This is a genomic window from Sphingopyxis macrogoltabida (assembly GCF_001314325.1).
GTDB lineage: Bacteria > Pseudomonadota > Alphaproteobacteria > Sphingomonadales > Sphingomonadaceae > Sphingopyxis > Sphingopyxis macrogoltabida.
The window spans coordinates 4,975,722-4,990,353 of the sequence record NZ_CP009429.1; the positions used below are offsets into that span (position 1 = coordinate 4,975,722).

Below are 14,632 nucleotides of genomic sequence, written 5' to 3' on the forward strand. Positions count from 1 at the left end.
GCTGTTCCTTGTTCCTACATCGCGGCAATCCCGCCCATCGGGGCGACACCGCGGGAGTTTTGTGATGCGCGCTATTTGGATGTTTCTGGCCGCAATTGCCACCCCGCTTGTCGCGGCCCCGGGCGCTTTCGCCGAAGAGAAAGAGACTGCATTGACCAGCACCACCCCTGCCCTGCCCGCCGCGCCGGTCGCGGACAAGCGTCCGCACGAGATGACGTTGCACGGCAAGACCCTGTCCGATCCGTACCACTGGCTGCGCGACGAAAGCTATCCGACGGTCGATGACAAGGATGTCCTCGACTATGTGAAGGCCGAAAATGCCTATTTCGACGCCGCGATGAAGCCGCATGCCGCGCTGGTCGAAACGCTGTTCCAGGAGATGAAGGGGCGGATCAAGGAGGCCGATTCCTCGGTGCCGCAGAAGGACGGCGACTGGGTGTACTGGGTCGAATATGAGGAAGGCGCCGAGTACAAGAAATGGTATCGCAAACCCGTCGCGGGCGGCGAACCGGTGCTGATCCTCGACGAGGTCGCGATGGCCGACGGCAAGGAATATTTCCGCCTCGCCGACGTGTCGATCAGCCCCGACGGCAGGCTGATGGCCTATGCCTTCGACGACAATGGCTCCGAACGGTTCGAGGTGCGCTTCAAGAATCTGATGACGTGGGAGGATCTGCCCGACGTCATCCCCGGCACGCTGTCGTCGCTCGTCTGGACCGCGCAGGGCGACGCGCTGCTCTATGGCCTCGCGAACGAGAACTGGCGCACCGACAATGTCCGGCTGCACAGGCTCGGCACGCCGGTCGCCGACGACAAATTGCTCTACAAGGAGGATGACATCGGCTTCGGCGTCGGAATCGGCAAGACCGCGGCCGACAATTATATCGTGATCGCGACGGGCGATAACGAAACGAGCGAGGTCTACCTCCTCCCCGCCGACAATCCCGAAGCGAAGATGCAGCTCGTCTCGGCGCGCCAGAAGGGCCGCGAGTACAGCGTCGATGAGCGCGACGGCACGCTCTATGTCTACACCAACGACGAGCATCCCAACTTCCGCGTCGCGACCGCGAGCGTCAAGGACCCGGGCAAGTGGACGACGCTGATCCCCGGATCGGACCACAGCTACATCACCGGCGTATCGGTGTTCCGCGACTATTTCGTCCTCGAATCGCGCGAGGACGGGCTCGATCAGGTCGATATCCGCAAATATGATGCGCCGCTGACCCCGGGACGGATCCAATTCCCCGAGGCGACTTATGTCGCGGGCCTCGGCGACAATCCCGAATATCATCAGGACAAGCTCCGCCTCGACTATGAATCGATGGTCACCCCCGACACCGTCTATGACTATGACCTCGCGAGCGGAAAGCTCGAGACGCTGAAGGTGCAGGAAATCCCTTCGGGTTACGATGCGACGCAATATATAACCGAAAGGGTTAATCTGCCCAGCCGCGACGGCAAGACGATGATCCCCGCCTCGCTCGTCTACAAGAAGGGGACGAAGCTCGACGGCAGCGCGCCGATGCATCTTTATGCCTATGGCTCATATGGCTACCGCGTCCCGCCGGGCTTTTCGACGACGCGGCTCAGCCTCGTCGATCGCGGGATGATCTATGCCATCGCGCATGTCCGCGGCGGCGACGACATGGGCCGCGCCTGGTATCTCGCGGGCAAGACGACCGAACGCAAGAACAGCTTCAACGACTTCATCGACGTCGCCAAGGGGCTGATCGCGAAGAAATATACCGCCGCGGGCAAGATTTCGGTCGAAGGCCGCTCGGCAGGCGGGCAGGTGATGGGGGTCATCTACAACGAGGCACCCGAACTGTGGGGCGCGGTGCTGGCGGGCGTGCCCTTCGTCGATGTCATCAATACGATGGTCGACGAAACGCTGCCGCTGACCCCCGGCGAATGGCCCGAATGGGGTAATCCGATCACCGACAAAGCCGCTTTTGATTACATGCTGAGCTACAGCCCCTACGACAATGTAACCGCGAAGGCCTATCCGCCGATGCTCGTGTCGGCGGGGCTCAACGACCCGCGCGTGACCTATTGGGAACCCGCCAAATGGGTCGCCAAGCTGCGCGCAACACGCACCAACGACGCGACCTTGCTGCTACGCACAAACATGGGCGCGGGCCACGGCGGCAAATCGGGCCGCTGGGGCGCGCTGCGCGAGGATGCCGAAGAGTTCGCCTTCGTGCTGACGCAGCTGGGGGTGGAAAAATAATCCTGACGGCTCGCATCGCCAGCTGACCGCCGACGCGTCGGGGCGCTGCCTACAGCAGCTGTTGCATCGGCGACATATAATATATAAGCACTTATATATATGAACTATCGATCGGGCTTGGGAACACGATTGCGCCTGCTGGTGGCGGCGCTCGACGACGCCGTCGAGCAGGCGTATCGCGACGCCGGACTGAATTTCCGGCCGCGCTTCTACCCTTATTTCCGGCTGCTCATGGCACGCGACTCGGCATCGGTCGGCGAATGCGTCGCGGCGCTCGGCTTCACCCAGCCCGCCGCGACCCAGACACTGCAAACGATGGTTCGCGAAGGCCTGATCGAATCGGTGCCCGCCCGCGACCGGCGGGAGCGGCGCTTCATTCTCACCCCCGCGGCGCGCGCGATGATCCCCGATCTCGAAGCGGCATGGGCCGCCACAGCCGGTGCCGCGCGCGCACTCGATGCGGCGCTGCCACAACCTCTGGGCGCGACGGTCGATGCCGCGCTCGAACAACTCCAACGCCAGTCGTTTGGCGATCTCATCAAGAAGGAACGCGCACGATGATACGTGCCCTGCTTTTTCTGGCGCTCGCCTGCCTTGCGCTGCCCGCCGCGGCCCAGCCGATCAGCGCCGCCGACCGCGGTCGAATGATCGACGAAATCGCCCACCTGCTCGCGACGCGCTATGTCGATGCCGACAAGGGGCAGAAAATGGCTGGCGAACTGCGCAAGGCGAAAATGCAGTGGAGCGACGTCACCGACGGCCCCGCGCTCGCCAAGGCGTTGACCGACTGGCTGCGCCAGGCTTCGGGCGACGGTCATTTCGCGGTCGATTACAGCGCCACGCCGATCCCCGTCGAAGGCGGCGAAGAGGCCTTTCTCGATGCCGAGATCGAGCGTTATTACGGTGCCCAAGTTAATCATGGCGTGCAGAAGATCGAACGCCTCGACGGCAATATCATGTTGATCGACCTTCGCGTCTTCCCGCCCCCGGCGCTCGGCGGCGACGTCGTCGGCGCAATGATGACCGTCGCCGCGCAGGGCGATGCGCTGATCATCGACCTGCGCAAAAATGGCGGCGGCATGGAAACGGTCGATACGATCATCGGCCAACTGGTGCCCGAGGGATCACCGCTCAGCGGCAGCTTCGACCGTCCGAGCGGCAAGACGACGGCGCACGTCTCGCCGGCGCCGCCCAAGGGACGCCGGTTCGGCGACACGAAACCGCTCTATATCCTGACCAGCAAGCGCACCTTCTCGGCAGCCGAAGCGCTCGCCTACGACCTGCAAGCGCTGAAACGCGCGACGATCGTCGGCGAAGTCACCGGCGGCGGCGCGAACCCGTTCGAATATCGCCGCGTCCACCCGCATTTTGCCCTGAGCCTGCCCGAGAAGCGCTCGGTCAATCCGATCACCGGAACGAATTGGCAGGATGTCGGGGTCAAGCCCGATGTCGCGGTCCCCGCCGACCAGGCGCTCGAAACCGCGCTATCGCTCGCGAAGGAAGCGCTCGGTAAAGCATCCCACGGCGGTCAGGGCAAATAGCCGCGCGCGCCGAGGTCACGTTCCAAATCTGCCGCGCCGCGGAAGCGATGCCCCGCGATCCCGACCGATTCGGCGCCCGCGACATTCGCCGCGACATCGTCGATGAACAGCGCCCCCGCGGGGTCGATGCCGAATCGATCGATCGCAAGGCGGTAGATCGCCGGATCGGGCTTCAGCAGCTTTTCGGTGCCCGAAACGATGATGTCGCGGAAGCGGTCGAAGATCGGCTGGGTCGGGCGGAAAGCTTCCCAGAACTCGTGCCCGAAATTGGTGATCGCGAACAAGGGCACGCCCGCCGCGTCGAGCCGTTCGACCAGTTCGAGGCTGCCGGGCACCGGCCCCGGAATCGTCTCGTTGAAACGCGTCGCATAGGCGTCGATCAGCGCTCCATGCCCTGGAAATTCTGCCTTCAGCTCGGGCAGCATCTCGGCGAGCGGCCGCCCCGCGTCGTGCTGGAAATGCCATTCGGGCGTCACGACATGCGTTACGAACCATTCGAGTTCGTCGCGGTCGGCGATCAGCTTGGCGAACAGATGGCGCAGGTCCCAGTCGAAGAGGACGCGGCCGACGTCGAAGATCACAGATCGGCGAATCATGGCTGCTCCGGACACGCGAAAGCGCCGCCGGAAGCATCCGACGGCGTCACGCTGGCTCGCAAATGCGCGCGGGGCGGGAAACGCCCCGGCAGGGCCATCAGCCCTGGCGCGCCTTGAAGCGGCGGTTGGTCTTGTTGATCACATAGGTGCGGCCACGGCGGCGGATAACGCGATTATCCCGGTGGCGGTCCTTCAGCGACTTCAGGCTGTTGCGAATCTTCATGATCTCTGTCCGTAAATCTTGGCGTGTTGACGCGAAGCGGCGCAACTATGGGGAAGGGCGGAAAAAGTCAACCGGCTACCGCGCCAAATTCCTCACTTTCCGTTCGCATCGAGCGAAGTCGAGATGCCCCTCAGTATGGCGCCATCCCGATGGGTGTCTCGACTTCGCTCGACGCGAACGGGATTGGGGGGATGAACTACCCCGCCAGCGCCTTTTGCCGCCGCCGCTGCACCGACGAGCCATAGCCCATCGCCTCGCGATATTTGACCACGGTGCGCCGCGCGATGTCGTGGCCCTCGGCCGACAGCTTTTGCGCGATCGTCTCGTCGGAGAGGATCGCGCGTGCATCCTCGGCCTCGATCATCGCCTTGATCCGGCTCTTCACCGCCTCGGCCGACACCGCGCCGTCGCCCTCGGTCGCCGAAATCCCCGACGAGAAGAAATATTTGAGCTCGAACAGCCCGCGCGCGCACGACAGATATTTGTTGCTGGTGACGCGACTGACGGTCGATTCGTGCATGCCGATTTCCTCGGCCACCTGGCGCAGCGTCAGCGGCCGCATATGCGCGACGCCGTGGAGGAAAAAGCCCTCCTGCTGCTTGACGATCTCGCTCGCGACCTTGACGATCGTGCGCTGGCGCTGGTCGAGCGCGCGCACCAGCCAGTTGGCGCCGGCAAGCTGTTCGGACAGCCACGCCTTGCTCTTCGCCGCCGCGCCTTCGGCCAATTCGCTGTAATAGCGGCGGTTGACGAGCAGGCGCGGCAGGGTGCCGCTGTTGACCTCGACCGCCCAGCCCTTCGCCGTCTGGCGGATATAGAGGTCGGGCACCACTGCGGTCGCGGCGTCGCCGCCAAAGCGCAGCCCCGGCTTCGGGTCATAGCTTCGCAATTCGCGGATCATGTCGGCGAGATCTTCGTCATCGACGCCGCAAATGCGTTTTAACTGGGGGAAGGCGCCCTTGGCGACGAGGTCGAGGTGCGCGATCATCGTCGCCATCGCAGGGTCGTAACGGTCGGCCTCGCGCGCCTGGATCGCGATGCATTCGGCAAGGTCGCGGCCGCCGACCCCCGACGGGTCGAAGCCCTGAACACCGGCCAGTACGGCTTCGACCAGCGCGAGCGGGACGCCGAGCCGCTGGGCAAGCTCGCCAAGGTCGGCGCGCAGATATCCCGCTTCGTCGATCAGCGCGACGATCTGTTCGGCGATCATCGCCTCGATCCCGCCGAAGCGTTCGCCGACCTGCGCGAGCAGGTGGCCGTGCAGCGTCGCGTCCTCGCCCGCAAAGCTGTCGAAATCAATGGCTTCGCTATCGCCGCCCGACAGGCCGACGCTGTCGCTCGCGCTGTCGTGATGAAAGCGTTCCTCGGCGAAATCGACATCGAGGTCGTCGCTGGTGCCGCTGTCCGATGCGAGCGCCTGATCGGCGTCGAGCGCCGCAGCTTCGGTTGCAGGCGCATCCTCGCCGGGGCCGGTATCCGGGTCGCCCGCGCTCCCGTCGCTATCGGCCGACGCCGTGTCGAGCAGCGGATTGCCTTCGAGCGCCTCGGCCAGATAGGCTTCGAGTTCGAGGTTCGACAGCGCCAGCAGCTTGATCGCTTGCTGAAGCTGCGGCGTCATCACCAGCGACTGCGACTGGCGGAGATCGAGGCGCGGACCCAACGCCATCAGAGGCTAGTCAATCACAAAGAGAAGCCCTCGCCGAGGTAGAGGCGGCGCACCTCGGGGTCGGCGACGAGCTCTTCGGGCGAGCCGGCAAGCAGCACCTTGCCGTCGTAGATGATGCAGGCGCGGTCGACGAGGTCGAGCGTCTCGCGGACATTATGGTCGGTGATCAGCACCCCGATGCCGCGCGTCTTCAGATCGGCGACAAGGTCGCGGATGTCGCTGATCGACAGGGGGTCGATGCCCGCGAAGGGTTCGTCGAGCAGCATGATCGACGGATTGGCGGCGAGCGCGCGGGCGATTTCGGCGCGGCGCCGTTCGCCGCCCGACAGCGCCATCGCCGCTGAATCGCGCAGCCGCGTCAGCCCGAATTCGTCGAGCAGTTCCTCGAGCCGCCGCTCGCGTGACACCTTGTCGGGCTCGCTGAGTTCGAGCACCGCGCCGATATTCTGCTCGACCGTCATGCCGCGAAAGATCGAGGTTTCCTGCGGCAGATAACCGAGCCCGAGGATCGCGCGGCGGTACATCGGCAGCGCGGTGATGTCGGCACCGTCGAGCATGATGCGCCCGGCATCGGGCTTCACCAGCCCCATGATCGAATAGAAGCAGGTCGTTTTGCCCGCGCCATTGGGACCGAGCAGGCCGACGACCTCGCCCTTGCCAACCGATAACGATACGTCGGACAGCACGACGCGCTTGTCGTAGCTTTTGGCAATCGAGATGACCGCAAGCCCGTTGCCCGCCGCGGCATCTTCCTGGACATGCGCGGTGTGCTCGGCAACGCCGTGATCGCCTTCGGAGAGCGTCGTCGCAGCGGATTCGTCGGTCATAGGCTGGTGGTTTCCATGGCTACCCTCGAGCGGGCGTTACCCCAGCGACGCCGCCAAGGTCAATCTGGCAAGATTTTTGCAGGGACGAATTGCCCGTCCCGCGGGCGCGAAGGATTCAGTGCCCGGCTTGCGGCTCGCGCGCGATCCCCGACTGCGCAAGCTGGTCGTCGATCGCCGCGAGCAGCCGCGCGAGCGCGGCATCGTCCTTTGCCTCGGCACGCGCAACGAGCACGTCCTGCGTGTTCGACGCGCGGAGCAGCCACCAGCCGTCGTTGGTCAGCACGCGCGCGCCGTCGGTGCGATCGACCTTTGCTCCCGCGGCCACAAGCCGGGCGAGAACCTCGTCCACAATGGCGAATTTGCGCGCCTCGTCGACCTGAAAGCGCAGCTCGGGCGTGTTGACCATCGGCGCCATTTCGCCGCGCAGCGCCGTGATGCTCTTGCCGAGCACCGTCGCCGCCTCGATCAGCCGCACCGCCGCGTACGGTGCGTCGTCATAGCCGTAATAGCGGTCGGCGAAGAAGATATGCCCGCTCATCTCGCCCGCCAGCGGGCTGCCGGTTTCCTTCATCTTCGCCTTGATCAGGCTGTGCCCGGTCTTCCACATCAGCGGCGTGCCGCCCAAGCCGGCGATACGGTCGAACAGCGCCTGACTGGCCTTCACATCGGCGATCACCGTCGCGCCCGGCATCTCGCGCAGCACCGCCGCGGCATAGATTTGCAGGAGCTGGTCGCCCCAGACCACGCGGCCCTCACCGTCGATCGCGCCGATGCGGTCGCCGTCTCCATCGAAAGCGACGCCGAAATCGAGGCTCTTCTCGGCGACCAGCTTGCGCAGGTCGGCCAGATTCTTCTCCTCGGTGGGATCGGGATGGTGGTTCGGGAAATGGCCGTCGATGTCGGTAAACAGAAGGTGATGCTCGCCCGGCAGGCGCGCGGTGAGCTTTTCGATGACGGTGCCGGCGGCGCCGTTGCCGGAGTCCCAGCCGATGCGGAAGGCGCCGCCGGCGAACCCCTCGACCAGCCGGTCGACATAGGCGTCGACGATGTCGATGCCTTGCGACGTGCCCTCGCCGGACTCCCAGTCGCCGGCGGCGGCCATCGTGCCGATTTTCTGGATGTCGGCGCCGAAGAACGGACGCCCCTGAAACACCATCTTGAAGCCGTTATAGTCGGGGGGATTATGGCTGCCGGTTATCTGTATACCGCCATCCACCTCCTCGGTTGACGCGGCATAATAGAGCATCGGCGTCGGCCCCAACCCGACGTTCAGCGCGTCGATCCCCGCGGCGTTGATCCCGGCGATCAGCGCATCTGCGAGCATCGGCGACGACAGCCGCCCGTCGTACCCGACCGCGATCCGCTTGCCGCCCGCGCGCGCGATCAAGGTCGCGAAGCTGCGGCCGATCGCATAGGCGTCTTTGTCGGACAGCGTGTCGCCGACGACGCCGCGGATGTCATATTCGCGGAGCATCGTCGGGTGGAAGATGTGGGCCATGCGACGATGCTCCTAAAAATCAGGCGGCGGCGAACAGGTCGCCGTCGGGATGCAGGCGCTCGCGCGCCGGAAGGTTCAAACCGCCCATCGCCTCGCGCAATTCCTGCCGCGCGACGACATGGCCGATCCCCATGCCGCCGAGATGCGCCTTGTCGAGCAGTGTCAGCCCGGCGGGAAACAACTCGCGATAGATGACGCGCTCGCCGAGCCCCGGGATGACGCGAAAGCCGACGCGGCGCGACAATTGGGTCAGCGCCTCGCCGACGCGGCGCATATTGTGCGCGTCGACATGCTGGAGGCGGTTGCGCAGGATGATCCAGTCGATCGTCCGCCCGTCGGTCTTCGCGCGCGCCTTGCGGGTGTCCCAGATCAGTTCGGAGTAAAAGCTGGGGCGGACGACCTGAAAAGTTTCGGGATCGACCTGTCCGATCAGGTCGAAGTCGATGAAGCTGTCGTTGATCGGCGTCACCAGCGTGTCGGCGCTGGTCGCGAGGTGGCGCGCGAAGACGTCGTCGCGGCCGGGCGTGTCGGCGATAAAATAGTCGGCGCCTTCCGACAATCGCGCGACCTGCGCGTCGAGTTCGTCGAGCGTCGTTCCCTCGAACACCTCGAAGTGCGGGGTCGGCAGGTCGATGCCGCGGCGCTTCGCAGTCTGTTCGCGATTCTCCAGATAGCGGTGAAAGGTGCGCTGACGCGGATCGAGGTCGAGCCCGGCGACCCGCCAGCCCTGACTCGCCAGCGCGACCGCGAAATGGACGGCGCAGGTCGACTTGCCGGTGCCGCCCTTTTCATTGGCAAAGATGATGCGATGCGGGGCGGGGGGCGACGCTTGGGTCGTCATGGGCGTTGCGATTTTCCTGTTGGCGGCGCATGGGAGCCGCACGGGGTGGCGTGTTCAGCGCCGCCAATATCGGAGGGCGGGCAAGGGTGCAAATCATCCGTGATATCGCCACGCTTCATCGTGCCGTTACGGCACTGAAGCAGGGCAGAAAGAGCGTCGCGCTGGTGCCGACGATGGGCGCGCTGCATGCGGGGCATCTGTCGCTGGTCCGCATGGCGCGCCGCGTCGCCGACCATGTCGTCGTGTCGATCTTCGTCAATCCGACGCAGTTCGGGCCGAACGAGGATTATGCCGCCTATCCGCGCGACGAGGCGCGCGATGCCGCGCTGCTGGTCGAGGAGGGGGTCGGCCTGCTGTGGGCGCCCGACGTCGCCACCATGTACCCTGCCGGGCACGGCACGCATATCGAGGTCGCCGAACTGGGCGCCGATTATTGCGGCGCCGCGCGCCCCGGCCATTTCGATGGCGTCGCGACCGTTGTCGCCAAATTGTTCAATCAGGTGCGGCCCGACGTCGCGATCTTCGGCGAAAAGGACTGGCAGCAGCTCGCGATCATCCGCCGCATGGCGCGCGACCTCGATTTCGCGCTCGACATATTGGGCGCGCCGATCGCGCGCGATCCCGACGGGCTCGCGCTCTCGTCGCGCAACGCCTATCTGTCGAAGGAACAGCGCGGCGCGGCGGCCGCCTTTCCCGACGCGCTGAAGACCGCAGCCAAGGCGATCGCCGGCGGCGCCGATGTTGCCGCGAGCCTCGCCGCGGCCGAGACCGCAATCGTCGCGGGCGGCTTCGACAGCGTCGATTATGTCGCGCTCGCCGACGCCGCCAGCCTCGAACGGCTCACGACATTTCGCGAACCCGCCCGGCTCCTCGCCGCGGCGCGGATCGGCAAAACGCGGCTGATCGACAATTACCCGGTCGGGGGTTAACGGAAAAATCCTCGCTTTTCTGCCGCTTCCGGACTTTATCCCCGAAAAAGTCGCGCCATCGTTAACGCTTTGTTGACCATAAGCCGCAAGGTTGGACCCCGAGGTCTCCATGTGGGGTGGAGGCAAAGGGGGTTATCATGGCAAACAGTCTGAAGTCTGCCCAGTATCTGATCGAAAGCCGGCTGCTCGACGCCGCCCGCGGCGACGCCAATGCCTATTTCGATCTCGGAATCGCTTTCTCGACCGGCACCGGCGGGGTCGATGTCGACCTCATCCAGGCGCATAAATGGTTCAACCTCGCAGCGCTCGGCGGCAACAAGGAAGGCCAGCAATGCCGCGCCGACCTGTCCGACGAAATGAGCCGCGACGAAATCGCCGAAGCGCAGCGCCAGGCGCGCGCCTGGCTCGACGAGACGGCCCGCCGTCCCGCCGCCCGCCGCTTCGCGGCCTAATCCTTCCGCCTGAAGGGCATATGCCCTTCGAGCCATTCCATCTCCGTTTCTTCGGCGCGGCGCTCCTGTTCGAGGAAATCTGCGACCGCGCGGCGAAATCCCGGGTCGGCGATAAAATGCGCCGACCAGGTCGCGACCGGTCCGTAACCGCGCGCCAGCTTGTGGCCGCCCTGCGCGCCCGCCTCGACCCGGCTGAGGCCGCGCGCGATCGCCATGTCGATCGCCCGGTAATAGCATAGCTCGAAATGCAGATAGGGGATGTCGACGAGGCAGCCCCAGTAGCGGCCGTACAGCGTATCGGCGCCGACGAAATGCATCGCCCCCGCCACCGGCTGCCTATCGTCATAAGCGAGGACGAGGACGATCCGGTCGGCCATGCGCGCGCCCATCAGGTCGAACGCTTCGCGCGTCAGGTAAGGATGCCCCCATTTGCGCGCGCCGGTGTCCTGATAAAATTGCCACATCGCGTCCCAATGTTCGGGGCGGAGCGCGTCGCCGGTGAGCTCCTCGATCCGCAGGCCTTCGACCGCGCGGGCGCGTTCCTTGCGAAGCTGCTTGCGCTTCGCCGAGGTCAGCGTCGCGAGAAAATCGTCGAAGCTCGCATAGCCGGCATTGGCGAAATGAAACTGGATGTCGCGGCGGACCAGCCAGCCCGCCGCCTCGAACAGCGGCATCTGTTCGGGCGCCACGAAAGTGGCGTGCGCCGACGACAGCCCGTTCTGCCGCACCACCGCCTCGGCGGCGCGGATCAGCAGCACTGCGTCGCCGTCGTCCGACGCCAGCAGCCGCGGCCCGGGCACCGGCGTGAACGGCGCCGCGATCTGCAGCTTCGGATAATAATCGCCGCCGGCGCGCGCCCAGGCGTCGGCCCAGCCCTGATCGAAGACATATTCGCCCTGGCTGTGCGACTTGAGATAGGCGGGCGCCGCGGCGACCAGCGCCCCCACCGCATCCTCGACGAGCAGCGGCGCTGCCTGCCAGCCGGTGCCCGGCCCGACGCTGCCCGATTCTTCGAGCAGCGACAGGAAATCATGCCCGACGAAGGGATTGCGGCCGCCCGCCAGCGCGTCCCACGCCGCCGCGTCGAGCGCGGCGACGCCGCTGCCGAGCGAGATGGTCCGGGCGGGCGGGTCGGCTTCGGCCACCGGCGTCCTTAAGCGGACTTCACCGCGACGATCGCGTCGACCTCGACCGCGGCGCCGAGCGGAAGCACCGCGACGCCGACCGCGCTGCGCGCATGGCGGCCGGCTTCGCCGAACAAAGATTCCATCAGTTCCGACGCGCCGTTCGCGACCTTCGGCTGCGCGGTGAAGGCGGGGTCGCTATTCACATAGACGCCCAGCTTCACGATCTTTTCGACCCGCGACCAGTCGCCGTCGACCGCGCGGCCGATCTGCGCGACGAGCATCAGCGCGCAGCGGCGCGCGGCGTCATAGCCCGTCGCTTCGTCCATGTCGGTGCCGAGCCGGCCGGTCACGACCTGTCCGTCGCGGAACGGCAATTGCCCGCTGATGTGGAGCAGCCCGCCCAGCTCGACGGCGGGCACATAGGCGGCGACCGGCGCCGCAGGCTTGGGGAGTTCGAGGCCGAGTTCGGCGAGCTTGGCGGCAATATCCATGGGTCTGTCCTTCTTAAACCGGTTCGGGGGCCGGGGCGGGGATGTTTTCGGCAAGCCGCGCCAATATCCAGCCCTGCGCCTCTTTCCAATCGTCGATTCGCGCGTGGGCATGTTTCGCCGGCGCAATCTTGTCCGCAATCGCCGGCTCGCCGACCAGATGCAGCCGCCACACGCCGGGCGCCTCGATCGCGACCGACTGATGATGGCCGGCAAGGTCGTCGATGAACACCGCAACCGACGGCCGGTATTCCTCGATCAACCGCCGCACGGGTTCGCCCTTGCCGCCGCGGCTGCCGATCACCGGCGCATGAAAGCCGTGCGCGGCGAGCTGGTCGATCCGCCCCTGCTGATGCTCGGGGCCGACGTTGGTCAGCACGACGATATCGGCCTGCTCGGCGATCGCCGCCATCGCGGCGAGGGCACCGGGGATCGGGTGCTGGCGGCTCATCTCGGCGCGGAAAAACCCGTCGAGCAGCGGCCACACCTCGGCCGCCTCCAGCGGCGTGCCGCATTCCTTGCGCTTCAGCGCACCCGCAAAACTCGCATCCTCCATCCGGAACAGCACGCCATGTTCGGCGTCGACCCATTCGGCGAAGGGAACGACCATGTGCATCAGCACCTCGTCGCAGTCGGTGATCACCAGCGGGCGGGTCATGCCATTGTCCTTTCATCGCCTTCCAGGCGGCGCGCGGCGGCAGCCAGCGCTTCGGGTTCGATATCGAGTGCGCCGGCGCAGGCGACAAGGTCGGGCTCGTGCGCCGTCAGAAAGCCGAGGATCGCCGCCAGCGTCGCCCGCTGCCCGAGCGATTCGCGGAGCGCCGCCGGGGTAAGCCCGGTCATGCCGAGCAGCCGCTCGGCACGCGGTTCGTCGGTCAAGATCCAGCCCAGCACCTGCAGCGCCAGCGCTTCATCGGCTTCCTGCAACTTGCATATCCTTCGTCGGCGAGGCGATTGTTTCCGCGGCCCGATTCGCCTAAACGGTCCGCGGACGCAAGGTGGGGAAGCGAATAATCATGGGCAAGACCATCCTGGTCGTCGAAGATAATGAGCTCAACCTCCGCCTCTTCTGCGACCTCCTGAATGCCCATGGCTATAGCGCCCACCCCGTGCGCGACGGCCGCGACGCGCTGGCGAAAGCGCGCGAGATTTCGCCCGACCTCATCATCATGGATATTCAGCTGCCGCATGTCAGCGGGCTCGAACTGATCGGCCAGATGAAGGCCGACCTGACGCTGCGCGCCGTCCCGATCATGGCGGTCACCGCCTATGCCGGCAAGGGCGACGAGGACCAGATCCGCGCCGCGGGCGCCGAGGCCTATGTCTCGAAGCCGATTTCGGTGATCAAGTTCATCGAAAGCGTCGGCGCCTTCGCCTGAAACCAGATCTGGAAAACGGTACCTGCGCCAACGGCCGAAGGCAGATATTGCCTCCATCGTCATCCCGATAGCCAGGCCTGTCGTGCCGCCTGCGCGGTTATCGGCCAGCCTTGGCGAAGCGCGCCCAGATCGGCAGATGGTCCGACGCCCGCGCCGCGAGCGGGCTGCGGTGAACCCCGGCCTCGACCGCCTCGAGATCGGGCGAGGCGAAGATGCGGTCGAGTTTCGCCACCGGGCGGCGGCTGTGAAAGCTGTGCCCGGTATCGACCAGCCGGTGCCGGGCGCCGAAATCGCTCAGGCAGCCGCCCGACGCGCGCCATTCGTTGCAATCGCCCATCAGAATCGTTGGCAGTTCCTCGCCCTCGGCGACATGGTTCAGGATCGCGCGCGCCTGCTGGCGGCGGCGCAGCCCCGAAATGTCGAGGTGCATGCCGACGACGCGCAGCCGTGTGTCGCCGAGGCGGACCGTCGCCGCGACGGCGCCGCGCGGTTCGAGCGTCGGCAGGTGGAGGGCATGGCTCTCCTCGACCTCGGCGCCCTTGCGGACGAGCAGCGCATTGCCGTGCCAGCCGATGGCATAGGGGCGGCCGTCGAGCAGGTCGACCGGGACATAATCGCTATGCTCGGCGAACATGTGCGGCGGGATCGCGCTCGCGCGGGTGCCGAAACGCCGGTCGGCTTCCTGCAGCGCGACGATGTCGGCGTCGAGCTCGCCGAGCACCGACAGCACCCGCCCCGGATCGCGGCGGCGGTCGAGCCCGATGCCCTTGCGCATATTGTAACTGGCGACCTTGATCATGGGAGAGGGCGGCTGCTTTCCTTGGCTTGTCTTGCG

General features: G+C 65.9%; 17 protein-coding genes. 6 read left to right on the forward strand and 11 right to left on the reverse strand.

All coding sequences use genetic code 11. The features are described 5' to 3' along the window. Positions 1–79 precede the first annotated feature (79 nt). The 3 genes from LH19_RS24020 to LH19_RS24030 all read left to right on the forward strand — a co-directional run bounded on the left by LH19_RS24020 (position 80) and on the right by LH19_RS24030 (position 3,771). Positions 80–2,230, forward strand: coding sequence for a S9 family peptidase (locus LH19_RS24020; protein WP_082396116.1), 2,151 nt, complete (start codon positions 80–82; stop codon positions 2,228–2,230). 141 nt (positions 2,231–2,371) lie between these two features. Beyond that, positions 2,372–2,791: a helix-turn-helix domain-containing protein gene (locus LH19_RS28880; protein ID WP_158514477.1), complete on the forward strand. Its 420-nt coding sequence runs from the start codon at positions 2,372–2,374 to the stop codon at positions 2,789–2,791. After that, a complete protein-coding gene (locus LH19_RS24030; RefSeq protein WP_054732266.1) occupies positions 2,788–3,771 on the forward strand; it encodes a S41 family peptidase in 984 nt (327 codons plus the stop codon). The genes LH19_RS28880 and LH19_RS24030 overlap by 4 nt, the downstream gene beginning before the upstream one ends. Here the strand turns inward: LH19_RS24030 and LH19_RS24035 are convergent. From LH19_RS24035 to LH19_RS24060, 6 genes are all read right to left on the reverse strand, one after another. After that, positions 3,759–4,367 (reverse strand): HAD family hydrolase, encoded by a 609-nt coding sequence (locus tag LH19_RS24035; protein WP_054732269.1) that lies wholly within the window; start codon positions 4,365–4,367, stop codon positions 3,759–3,761. The two genes, LH19_RS24030 and LH19_RS24035, sit on opposite strands and share 13 nt — an antisense overlap. Positions 4,368–4,464: 97 nt before the next feature. Further along, on the reverse strand, positions 4,465–4,590 hold the full coding sequence (gene ykgO / locus LH19_RS24040; RefSeq protein ID WP_003046794.1) for a type B 50S ribosomal protein L36: 126 nt from the start codon (positions 4,588–4,590) through the stop codon (positions 4,465–4,467). 196 nt (positions 4,591–4,786) lie between these two features. Continuing rightward, positions 4,787–6,256: an RNA polymerase factor sigma-54 gene (gene rpoN / locus LH19_RS24045; RefSeq protein WP_054732272.1), complete on the reverse strand. Its 1,470-nt coding sequence runs from the start codon at positions 6,254–6,256 to the stop codon at positions 4,787–4,789. A gap of 14 nt (positions 6,257–6,270) precedes the next feature. Then, entirely contained in the window at positions 6,271–7,083 is an 813-nt protein-coding gene (gene lptB / locus LH19_RS24050) for an LPS export ABC transporter ATP-binding protein (RefSeq protein WP_054732275.1), read from the reverse strand. Positions 7,084–7,198: 115 nt separating this feature from the next. Continuing rightward, the gene (gene pgmG, locus LH19_RS24055) at positions 7,199–8,581 is read right to left on the reverse strand and encodes a phosphoglucomutase/phosphomannomutase PgmG (protein ID WP_054732278.1); all 1,383 of its coding nucleotides are present in this window, start codon (positions 8,579–8,581) and stop codon (positions 7,199–7,201) included. Between the two features lie 19 nt (positions 8,582–8,600). Continuing rightward, positions 8,601–9,422 (reverse strand): division plane positioning ATPase MipZ, encoded by an 822-nt coding sequence (locus LH19_RS24060; protein WP_054732281.1) that lies wholly within the window; start codon positions 9,420–9,422, stop codon positions 8,601–8,603. Between the two features lie 86 nt (positions 9,423–9,508). Here LH19_RS24060 and panC point away from each other — a divergent pair, with 86 nt between their 5' ends. Both panC and LH19_RS24070 read left to right on the forward strand, forming a co-directional pair. After that, positions 9,509–10,351 (forward strand): pantoate--beta-alanine ligase, encoded by an 843-nt coding sequence (gene panC / locus LH19_RS24065; protein ID WP_054732285.1) that lies wholly within the window; start codon positions 9,509–9,511, stop codon positions 10,349–10,351. 137 nt (positions 10,352–10,488) lie between these two features. After that, positions 10,489–10,803, forward strand: coding sequence for an SEL1-like repeat protein (locus tag LH19_RS24070; RefSeq protein WP_054589726.1), 315 nt, complete (start codon positions 10,489–10,491; stop codon positions 10,801–10,803). Here LH19_RS24070 and LH19_RS24075 read toward each other — a convergent pair. From LH19_RS24075 to LH19_RS24090, 4 genes are read right to left on the reverse strand one after another with little or no spacing between them, the layout of a single operon-like run. Next, a complete protein-coding gene (locus tag LH19_RS24075) occupies positions 10,800–11,948 on the reverse strand; it encodes a GNAT family N-acetyltransferase (RefSeq protein WP_054732288.1) in 1,149 nt (382 codons plus the stop codon). The two genes, LH19_RS24070 and LH19_RS24075, sit on opposite strands and share 4 nt — an antisense overlap. Positions 11,949–11,956: 8 nt before the next feature. After that, positions 11,957–12,421, reverse strand: coding sequence for a RidA family protein (locus tag LH19_RS24080; RefSeq protein WP_054589724.1), 465 nt, complete (start codon positions 12,419–12,421; stop codon positions 11,957–11,959). A 13-nt stretch (positions 12,422–12,434) separates the two neighbouring features. After that, entirely contained in the window at positions 12,435–13,076 is a 642-nt protein-coding gene (locus LH19_RS24085) for a hypothetical protein (RefSeq protein WP_054732292.1), read from the reverse strand. Continuing rightward, a complete protein-coding gene (locus LH19_RS24090; RefSeq protein ID WP_054732294.1) occupies positions 13,073–13,345 on the reverse strand; it encodes a DUF3572 family protein in 273 nt (90 codons plus the stop codon). The genes LH19_RS24085 and LH19_RS24090 overlap by 4 nt, the downstream gene beginning before the upstream one ends. Positions 13,346–13,434: 89 nt before the next feature. On the opposite strand from LH19_RS24090, the gene LH19_RS24095 reads away from it, so the two are divergent. Beyond that, positions 13,435–13,797 carry a response regulator gene (locus tag LH19_RS24095; RefSeq protein WP_054732297.1) on the forward strand — a complete coding sequence of 121 codons (363 nt, stop codon included), beginning with the start codon at positions 13,435–13,437 and terminating at the stop codon, positions 13,795–13,797. A gap of 97 nt (positions 13,798–13,894) precedes the next feature. Here LH19_RS24095 and LH19_RS24100 read toward each other — a convergent pair whose 3' ends face one another. Beyond that, complete coding sequence (locus LH19_RS24100) at positions 13,895–14,596, reverse strand: endonuclease/exonuclease/phosphatase family protein (RefSeq protein WP_054732300.1); 702 nt, start codon at positions 14,594–14,596, stop codon at positions 13,895–13,897. Positions 14,597–14,632 lie beyond the last annotated feature (36 nt).

Excerpts from the sequence above, each read along its gene's own strand:
- ykgO (WP_003046794.1), bottom strand. The coding sequence starts at position 4,590 with ATGAAGATTCGCAACAGCCTGAAGTCGCTGAAGGACCGCCACCGGGAT.
- LH19_RS24070 (WP_054589726.1), top strand. The coding sequence starts at position 10,489 with ATGGCAAACAGTCTGAAGTCTGCCCAGTATCTGATCGAAAGCCGGCTG.
- rpoN (WP_054732272.1), bottom strand. The coding sequence starts at position 6,256 with ATGGCGTTGGGTCCGCGCCTCGATCTCCGCCAGTCGCAGTCGCTGGTG.
- lptB (WP_054732275.1), bottom strand. The coding sequence starts at position 7,083 with ATGACCGACGAATCCGCTGCGACGACGCTCTCCGAAGGCGATCACGGC.
- LH19_RS24035 (WP_054732269.1), bottom strand. The coding sequence starts at position 4,367 with ATGATTCGCCGATCTGTGATCTTCGACGTCGGCCGCGTCCTCTTCGAC.
- LH19_RS24030 (WP_054732266.1), top strand. The coding sequence starts at position 2,788 with ATGATACGTGCCCTGCTTTTTCTGGCGCTCGCCTGCCTTGCGCTGCCC.
- LH19_RS24060 (WP_054732281.1), bottom strand. The coding sequence starts at position 9,422 with ATGACGACCCAAGCGTCGCCCCCCGCCCCGCATCGCATCATCTTTGCC.
- LH19_RS24100 (WP_054732300.1), bottom strand. The coding sequence starts at position 14,596 with ATGATCAAGGTCGCCAGTTACAATATGCGCAAGGGCATCGGGCTCGAC.
- LH19_RS24080 (WP_054589724.1), bottom strand. The coding sequence starts at position 12,421 with ATGGATATTGCCGCCAAGCTCGCCGAACTCGGCCTCGAACTCCCCAAG.
- LH19_RS24020 (WP_082396116.1), top strand. The coding sequence starts at position 80 with ATGTTTCTGGCCGCAATTGCCACCCCGCTTGTCGCGGCCCCGGGCGCT.
- LH19_RS24085 (WP_054732292.1), bottom strand. The coding sequence starts at position 13,076 with ATGACCCGCCCGCTGGTGATCACCGACTGCGACGAGGTGCTGATGCAC.
- pgmG (WP_054732278.1), bottom strand. The coding sequence starts at position 8,581 with ATGGCCCACATCTTCCACCCGACGATGCTCCGCGAATATGACATCCGC.
- LH19_RS24095 (WP_054732297.1), top strand. The coding sequence starts at position 13,435 with ATGGGCAAGACCATCCTGGTCGTCGAAGATAATGAGCTCAACCTCCGC.